This window comes from Candidatus Accumulibacter meliphilus (assembly GCF_036625345.1).
Classification (GTDB): Bacteria; Pseudomonadota; Gammaproteobacteria; order Burkholderiales; family Rhodocyclaceae; genus Accumulibacter; species Accumulibacter meliphilus.
The window spans coordinates 21,621-29,624 of the sequence record NZ_JAZKTZ010000023.1 but is presented as its reverse complement, the minus strand read 5'-3'; the positions used below and the strand labels follow the sequence as shown (position 1 = coordinate 29,624).

Annotated in this window: 8 protein-coding genes and 1 pseudogene; 6 read left to right on the top strand and 3 right to left on the bottom strand. The window is 63.3% G+C overall.

Features of this window, described 5'->3' with window-relative positions; all coding sequences use genetic code 11:
• Positions 1 to 279 (top strand): DUF3375 family protein (locus tag V5B40_RS24700; protein WP_332357010.1); only part of this gene is annotated, 279 nt, incomplete at its 5' end.
• Between the two features lie 34 nt (positions 280 to 313).
• Here V5B40_RS24700 and V5B40_RS24695 read toward each other — a convergent pair.
• The 3 genes from V5B40_RS24695 to V5B40_RS24685 all read right to left on the bottom strand — a co-directional run bounded on the left by V5B40_RS24695 (position 314) and on the right by V5B40_RS24685 (position 1,179).
• A complete protein-coding gene (locus tag V5B40_RS24695) occupies positions 314 to 583 on the bottom strand; it encodes a hypothetical protein (RefSeq protein ID WP_332357009.1) in 270 nt (89 codons plus the stop codon).
• A complete protein-coding gene (locus V5B40_RS24690; RefSeq protein ID WP_332357008.1) occupies positions 574 to 804 on the bottom strand; it encodes a hypothetical protein in 231 nt (76 codons plus the stop codon). The genes V5B40_RS24695 and V5B40_RS24690 overlap by 10 nt, the downstream gene beginning before the upstream one ends.
• A gap of 123 nt (positions 805 to 927) precedes the next feature.
• Positions 928 to 1,179: a hypothetical protein gene (locus V5B40_RS24685; protein WP_332357007.1), complete on the bottom strand. Its 252-nt coding sequence runs from the start codon at positions 1,177 to 1,179 to the stop codon at positions 928 to 930.
• 26 nt (positions 1,180 to 1,205) lie between these two features.
• Between V5B40_RS24685 and V5B40_RS25380 the strand changes: the two are divergent.
• The 5 genes and pseudogenes from V5B40_RS25380 to V5B40_RS24665 form a co-directional block, all read left to right on the top strand.
• A pseudogene (locus V5B40_RS25380) lies at positions 1,206 to 1,553 on the top strand (transposase); the annotation flags it as partial.
• A gap of 366 nt (positions 1,554 to 1,919) precedes the next feature.
• A complete protein-coding gene (locus V5B40_RS25375; protein ID WP_434735915.1) occupies positions 1,920 to 2,795 on the top strand; it encodes a transposase in 876 nt (291 codons plus the stop codon).
• Complete coding sequence (locus V5B40_RS24675) at positions 2,792 to 3,436, top strand: DUF4194 domain-containing protein (RefSeq protein ID WP_434735914.1); 645 nt, start codon at positions 2,792 to 2,794, stop codon at positions 3,434 to 3,436. The genes V5B40_RS25375 and V5B40_RS24675 overlap by 4 nt, the downstream gene beginning before the upstream one ends.
• Positions 3,429 to 6,803 carry an ATP-binding protein gene (locus V5B40_RS24670; RefSeq protein ID WP_332357005.1) on the top strand — a complete coding sequence of 1,125 codons (3,375 nt, stop codon included), beginning with the start codon at positions 3,429 to 3,431 and terminating at the stop codon, positions 6,801 to 6,803. The genes V5B40_RS24675 and V5B40_RS24670 overlap by 8 nt, the downstream gene beginning before the upstream one ends.
• Positions 6,800 to 7,996 (top strand): DUF3322 domain-containing protein, encoded by a 1,197-nt coding sequence (locus V5B40_RS24665; RefSeq protein ID WP_332357004.1) that lies wholly within the window; start codon positions 6,800 to 6,802, stop codon positions 7,994 to 7,996. Before V5B40_RS24670 ends, V5B40_RS24665 begins: the two co-directional genes overlap by 4 nt.
• Positions 7,997 to 8,004 lie beyond the last annotated feature (8 nt).

Sequence of the window (8,004 nt, the reverse complement as noted above, 5' to 3'; positions counted from 1 at the left end):
TTGTTCTCGCAGGTGGTGGTCGACCGCGCGCAACTCGCACGCCACATTCGCCATGCCTTGCAGGATCGCTCGCAGATCACGCTGCGCGAACTGTGCGAAACGAGACCGCTGCAGCATGGCCTGGCCGAACTGGTGGCCTACCTGCAACTCGCCGACGATACCTTCAAGGCGGTGATCGACGAAGGCGTGACCGAGTTGATCGTCTGGACCGGGCTGACGCAGGCAGGTCACCCCCACGCCAGGCAGGCGCGGCTGCCGCGTGTGATCTTCGTGCGGTGAGTGAGGCAGGACTCGACCCGGTCTGTTGCAACAACTACAGCATCTCAGAGGATGGCTTTTCTGATTCCTGCTTTACGCTGCCAGTAATTCGTGCAGACGGGTGGCCCGTTTTCTCTTGCACCTCTACACCCTCGAAAAGAGAAGCCGGGTAAAGGAAGTCCTCGCCGGAATCGTCAATGATCCGCAGCATGTCGTGGCTGTCCGCCGGGGCAAGCACTTCATAGAGCCGCCCGAGCGTCAGATCATCCGTCGAGAACTCGCCAAATCCTTCGCGAGACAGGCAAACCACGAACCTCATATCCATTCCTTTATCTTCAGTTTCACCTTGCCGATACCATGCGCCTCATACCAGTGAAGTTCGGCCCTTGCGGTCGTTCCATCAAGAAGGCGCACAGTGGCGATCCCCTTCTTCTTGCGCCAATAGCCAACTCCATAACGCTGCCGCAGCAGGGCAAGCTCCCGAATTCCACTGCCTTCGGCGATGGTCTCGACACTCGCGATCTCGCCGACAATACAGAATTCCATTGACCAATACTACTCCCCGATTCCCGGACTTGCCAGACTTGCCAATTTCCAGCCTTGACGAACAAATCGGTACCCAACCACAAACAAAGGGGTTGGAGCAATTTTTCATAGTGCAGGCTCTGGTCAATAGGGCAGGGTGGTGCGGCGGCCAGCAAAGGGGTCATTAAACGGGGTCAGTTCTAAGGTCATTAAACGGGGTCTCATAAACGGGGTCATAAACGGGGTCATAAACGGGGTCATAAACGGGGTCATAAACGGGGTCATAAACGGGGTCATAAACGGGGTCATAAACGGGGTCATAAACGGGGTCATAAACGGGGTCATAAACGGGGTCAGTTCTATCATAAACGGCATAAACGGGGTCAGTTCTAACATTTAATCATTTCTGTTACACTCCACAGATGGCTAGACCATTGAGGCTGGAATTTCCGGGTGCTGTATATCACGTCACCTCGCGCGGTGATCGTCGGGAAGATATTTTCCTGAGCGACGATGATCGCAGGGATTGGCTGGAGGTGCTGGGTCTTGCTTGCGCGCGGTTCAACTGGGTGGTGCATGCCTTTTGCCAGATGACCAATCACTATCACCTGCTGGTGGAGACAGTGGACGGTAATCTATCGAGTGGGATGCGGCAATTGAACGGCCTTTATACGCAGCGTTTCAACCGCCGCCATGGCCTGGTTGGCCATCTCTTTCAGGGGCGCTACAAGGCGATCCTCGTACAAAAGGAAGCCCACTTGCTGGAGTTGACTCGCTACGTCGTGCTGAACCCACTGCGCGCCAAGCTGGTGGAATCGCTTGAGGACTGGCGCTGGAGTAGTTACCCTTGCACTGCCGGCCAGGAGGCACCGCCGCCGTGGCTGGATACGGAGGGGTTGCTGGGTCAGTTTGGTCCCAACCGCGGCGAAGCGCTCAGGAGCTATGGTCAGTTCGTGATGGCGGGCGCGGGCTTGCCTAGTCCGATGTTGGCCACTCGCCATCAACTGTTGCTGGGTGACCAGGCGTTCGTGGGGCGCCATTCGCAGACCAGGAACGCAGAGGATCTGCGCGAAGTTTCCAGAGCTAAAATTCTAGGGTCAGTTCTAACATTTAATCATTTCTGTTACACTCCACAGATGGCTAGACCATTGAGGCTGGAATTTCCGGGTGCTGTATATCACGTCACCTCGCGCGGTGATCGTCGGGAAGATATTTTTCTGAGCGACGATGATCGCAGGGATTGGCTGGAGGTGCTGGGTCTTGCTTGCGCGCGGTTCAACTGGGTGGTGCATGCCTTTTGCCAGATGACCAATCACTATCACCTGCTGGTGGAGACAGTGGACGGTAATCTATCGAGTGGGATGCGGCAATTGAACGGCCTTTATACGCAGCGTTTCAACCGCCGCCATGGCCTGGTTGGCCATCTCTTTCAGGGGCGCTACAAGGCGATCCTCGTACAAAAGGAAGCCCACTTGCTGGAGTTGACTCGCTACGTCGTGCTGAACCCACTGCGCGCCAAGCTGGTGGAATCGCTCGAGGACTGGCGCTGGAGCAGTTACCCTTGCACTGCCGGCCAGGAGGCACCGCCGCCGTGGCTGGATACGGATGGGTTGCTGGGTCAGTTTGGTCCCAACCGCGGCGAAGCGCTCAGGAGCTATGGTCAGTTCGTGATGGCGGGCGCGGGCTTGCCTAGTCCGATGTTGGCCACTCGCCATCAACTGTTGCTGGGTGACAAGGCGTTCGTGGGGCGCCATTCGCAGACCAGGAACGCAGAGGATCTGCGCGAAGTTTCCAGGGCGCACCGACGATCGATCGCCTTGTCGCTGGATGAATACGGGGCGCGCCACGCCGATAGAGATCAGGCGATGGCAGAGGCTTACCTATCCGGTGCTTATACGATGGCAGAGATCGGGCGCCACTTCGCGGTCCACTACATGACCGTCAGTCGCGCGGTGCGGAAGTTTGAACAAGACCGCAAGAAAATGATCGTCAAACAGGCGCCGGCGGAATGATGCAGGAAGATCTCGAAGCCTCTGCCGCGACGGCGGCTGCCAGCCCCGACCTGTCGGCCCTGGTGATTCCCCTGCTCAAGGGGGTGATCTACCAGGAAGCGGACGCCGGTCTGTGGAATGCTCTGCTCACTCTCCAGAGCCGGGTGCGCGACTACGTCGCGGTGCTCAACCTCGAACTGGTGCTCGACGAAGCGGAGGGCTACGCATTCCTGCGCTCGCGTCCCGAACCCGACGACGCTTCGACGCCGCGCCTGCCGCGGCTGGTGGCGCGGCGCCCGTTGTCGTTTCCGGTCAGTCTGTTGCTCGCGTTGCTGCGCAAGAAGCTGGCCGAGTTCGATGCCAGCGGTGGCGACACGCGCCTGGTCCTTGCGCGCGACGAGGTCGCCGAACTGATGCGGGTGTTCCTGCCCGAAGGCAGCAACGAGGCGCGGCTGATCGACCAGATCGATGCCCATCTCGGCAAGGTCATCGAACTCGGGTTCCTGCGTCGCCTGAAGGTCGGCCCTGGACAGCCGACGATGGTCGAGGTGCGGCGGATCCTCAAGGCTTTCGTCGATGCGCAGTGGCTGGCCGAATTCGATCAGCGGCTGGCCGGCTATCGCGCGCTGCTCGCCGGGCAGCAGGGGGTCGTCGATGAGTGAGCCGCAAAGCCTCGGCCTGGATTTCATGGCCGACGACACGCTTTCGGGTTTCCGCCTGCAGCGTCTCGAAGTGTTCAACTGGGGAACATTCGACGGGCGGGTGTGGACGCTCAGTCCGGAGGGCAGGAACGCCCTGCTGACCGGCGACATCGGCTCGGGCAAGTCGACGCTGGTCGATGCGGTGACGACGCTGCTGGTGCCGGCGCAGCGTATTGCCTACAACAAGGCCGCCGGTGCCGACAGCCGCGAACGGACGTTGCGCTCGTACGTTCTCGGCCACTACAAATCCGAGCGTAACGAACTCAGCGGCACGGCCCGGCCGGTGGCGCTGCGCGACCACAACCACTACTCGGTGATCCTCGGCGTCTTTCACAACGCCGGCTACGACCAGACGGTGACGCTGGCACAGGTCTTCTGGATCAAGGATGCACAGGGGCAGCCGGCGCGCTTCTTCGTCGCCGCCGAACGCGATCTCTCGATCGCCGGCGACTTTGCCCATTTCGGCACGGACATCGCGGCTTTGCGCAAGCGGCTGCGGCGACCCGGCTGCGAGGTCTTCGACAGCTTCCCGCCGTATGGCGCCTGGTTTCGCCGCCGCTTCGGGATCGATAACGAACAGGCGCTGGATCTCTTTCACCAGACGGTGTCGATGAAGTCGGTCGGCAACCTGACCGACTTCGTGCGCAGTCACATGCTCGAACCTTTCGACGTCGAGCCGCGGATTGCCGCGCTGCTTGGTCATTTCGACGACTTGAACCGGGCGCATGAAGCGGTGCTGAAGGCCAAGCGCCAGGTGGCGCTGCTCTCGCCGCTGGTCGCCCACGGCAACCAGCATGGCGCGCTGGCGCTGCAGGTCGAGGAACTGCGCAGTTGCCGTGAGGCGCTCAAGGCCTACTTCGCCGGCCTCAAGCTCGGCCTGCTCGACAAGCGCATCGCCGGCCTGGCCGAAGACTGGCGCCGCCAGGACGCGCAGGTCAGGCGCTGCGAGGCGCAGTGCGACACGCAACGCGCACTGGAGGCCGAACTCAAGCAGAACATCGCCGACAACGGCGGCGATCGGCTCGAACGGTTGGCCGCCGAGATTCGTCGGCTCGATCAGGATTGCCAGGGGCGCCGGCGCAAGGCGCAGCGTTATGCCGACCTGGTGCGCGCCATCGGCGACAGTCCCGGCGCCGATGAGGCGGCTTTTCTCGACCAGCGCCAGCGCTGCTCGTCGCTGGCCGAGGAGGCCCGCGAACGCGAGGCGGGTCTGCAGAATGTGCTGACCGAACACGGAGTCAGTCTGCGCCAGGGCAAGCTAGAACACGACGAGCTGTCATCCGAGATCCGCAGTCTCAAGGCCCGGCGCAGCAATATCCCGGCCGAACAGGTGGCGATGCGCAGCGCGCTCTGCCGGGCGCTGGCGCTGTCCGAGGAGGCGATGCCGTTTGCCGGCGAACTGCTGCAGGTGCGCCCCGACGAGCGCGACTGGGAAGGCGCGGCAGAGCGCTTGTTGCGCAATTTCGGCCTGTCGCTGCTGGTGCCCGACGACGATTACGCGCGCGTCGCCGAGTGGGTCGACAAGACCCAGCTCAAGGGGCGTCTGGTCTATTTTCGGGTGCGTCGGAGTGCGCGCAATGAACTCCCCGATCTGCACCGCGACTCGCTGGTGCGCAAGCTTTCGGTCAAGCCGGATTCGCCGTATTACGACTGGCTGGAGCGCGAACTGGCGCATCGCTTCGACGTCGCCTGCTGTGCCACCCAGGAGCAGTTCAGGCGCGAGCTGCGGGCGATCACGCGCGCCGGCCAGATCAAGGCGCCCGGCGAGCGGCACGAAAAGGACGACCGCCATCGTCTCGACGACCGCAGTCGCTATGTGCTCGGCTGGAGCAACGCCGCCAAGATCGCGGCGCTCGAAGCCAACGCCAGAACACTCGAAGCGCGCCTCGCCGAACTGGGTAGCCGCATCGGCAGGATCCAGCACGAGCAGAACGCGCTCAAGGCGCGCCTGACGGCGTTGTCGCGGCTCGACGAGTACGCCGATTTCCATGAGCTCGACTGGCAGTCGCTGGCGACCGAGGTGGCCAGGCTGCAGGACGAGAAGCGGACTCTGGAATCGGCTTCCGACCTGCTCAAGCAACTCAGCGAACGCTTGCGCGAAGTCGTCGCCGCGCTCAAGGCTTTTGAAGGCCAGTTGGCCGAGCACCGCGACAAACGTTCACGGCTAGAGCAGCGGCAGAGCGATGCCGCCGCCCTGCACGCGCAGACACAGGCGCTGCTGATCGAGCCGGGGATGGCCGCACAGGCGCCGTACTTTGCACGCCTCGATGGCGTGCGTCACGAGGCGCTCGGCGAGCATCAGCTCAGCGTCGAATCGTGCGAGAACCGCGAGCGCGAGACGCGCGACTGGCTGCAGACGCGGATCGAAGCCGAGTCGCGCAAGCTCAACGGGTTGCGTGACCGGATCATCCAGGCGATGGTCGCCTACAAGGAGGAGTTCAAACTCGACACCGCGGAAGTCGATGCCAGCATCGAAGCGGTCTTCGAATACCGCAACATGCTCGACAAGCTGCAGGCCGACGACCTGCCGCGCTTCGAGGCGCGCTTCAAGGAACTGCTCAACGAGAACACCATCCGCGAGGTGGCGAACTTCAACGCGCAACTGGCGATGTGGCGCGAGACCATCCGCGAACGCATCGCGCGCATCAACACCTCCCTGACGCAGATCGATTACAACCCGGGACGTTACATCGCGCTCGAAGTGCAACCGACGCCGGATGCCGACATCCGCGACTTCCAGAGCGAGCTGCGGGCTTGCACCGAAGGGTCGCTGACCGGCTCGGACGACGCGCAATATTCGGAAGCCAAGTTCCTGCAGGTGCGGCGGATCATCGAGCGCCTGCGCGGTCGCGAGGGTCTCTCCGAAGCCGACCGCCGGTGGACGGCCAAGGTTACCGACGTGCGCTACTGGTTCGTCTTTGCCGCCAGCGAACGCTGGCGCGAGGACCACAGCGAACACGAGCATTATTCCGATTCGGGAGGCAAGTCGGGCGGCCAGAAGGAGAAGCTGGCCTACACCATCCTGGCGGCGAGCCTCGCCTATCAGTTCGGCCTCGAATGGGGCGCCGTACGTTCGCGGTCGTTCCGCTTCGTGGTCATCGACGAGGCTTTCGGGCGCGGCTCGGACGAGTCGGCGCAATATGGTTTGCGGCTGTTCGCCCAGCTCAACCTGCAACTGCTGATCGTCACGCCGCTGCAGAAGATCCACATCATCGAACCCTTCGTCGCCAGCGTCGGCTTCGTCCACAACGAGGAAGGCCGCACCTCGAAGCTGCGCAACCTGTCGATCGAGGAGTACCGCGCCGAGAAGGCGAAGGCGTCGGGATGAGCTGGACGCGGCCGGCGGCACTGCGCGCCCAGGTGCAGAAGCTGTGGGAGCGTGGTGATCTGCTGGCCGGCGTCGTCACCGGCGAGCCGCTGTTTCCAAGGCGCCTGACGCTGCGTGGGCCGAGTTCGCAGGAGATGACCGACCGCTTCGACGCGGTGCGCGCCTGGATCGGCGAACTGCGGGCAATGCCGCACTGCCGGGTCGAGATGCGCGAGTTCCGGCACCGCCTGTTCGGCACCAACGCGGTGCCGCAGGAAGTGTGGATCGATACCCTCGACGACGCCCTGGCGATCGTCGGCAAGCGGCGCGAGGCCAGCCGCTTCGGCGGCCTGCTCGAAGCGACGCGCGCATGCCAGCCGGAACTCCTGGCATGGCTGGCGAAGCGGCCGCTGCGGGCGCTCGAACTGGCGGAGGAATGGCGCCGACTGCTCGACATCGTGGCCTGGCTGCAGCGCCATCCTCGCCCCGGCGTCTACCTGCGGCAGGTGGATATCCCCGGCGTGCACAGCAAGTTCATCGAAGCGCAGCGCGGGGTGCTCGGCGAATTGCTCGATCTCGCCCTGCCGCCCGCGGCGATCGACCCATCGGCCGCCGGAGTGAGCCAGTTCGCCCGCCGCTACGGCTTCCGCGACAAACCGCAGCGCATCCGCTTCCGGATTCTCGATCGTCGGCATGCCCTGCTGGCCGGCGACCCCGAGCAGGACCTCACCCTCGATGCCCGGAGCTTTGCCCGGATCGACCCGCAAGTCGAACGTGTGTTCATTACCGAGAACGAGATCAACTTCCTCGCCTTTCCGGCGGTGCCGCACAGCCTGATCCTCTTCGGCGCCGGTTACGGCTTCGAGATGCTGCGCGAGGCCGACTGGCTGTCGCGCAGCCGCATCCATTACTGGGGCGACATCGACACCCACGGCTTCGCCATCCTCGACCAGTTGCGCGCCCATATCGCCGACGTCGAATCGTTCCTGATGGATCGTGCGACGCTGCTGGCTTTCGCCACGCACTGGGGCGAGGAGGACCGGCAGACGTTGCGCGATCTGCCACGACTGAACGCGGAGGAGGGTGCCCTGTACGACGACCTGCGCGACAACCGCCTGCGCAGAAATCTGCGTCTCGAACAGGAGCGGATCGGTTTTGGCTGGGTCGAGGCCGCACTGGCAGGGCTCGACGCGTCGGCACCCGAGGCGTTATAGGCCGCAGC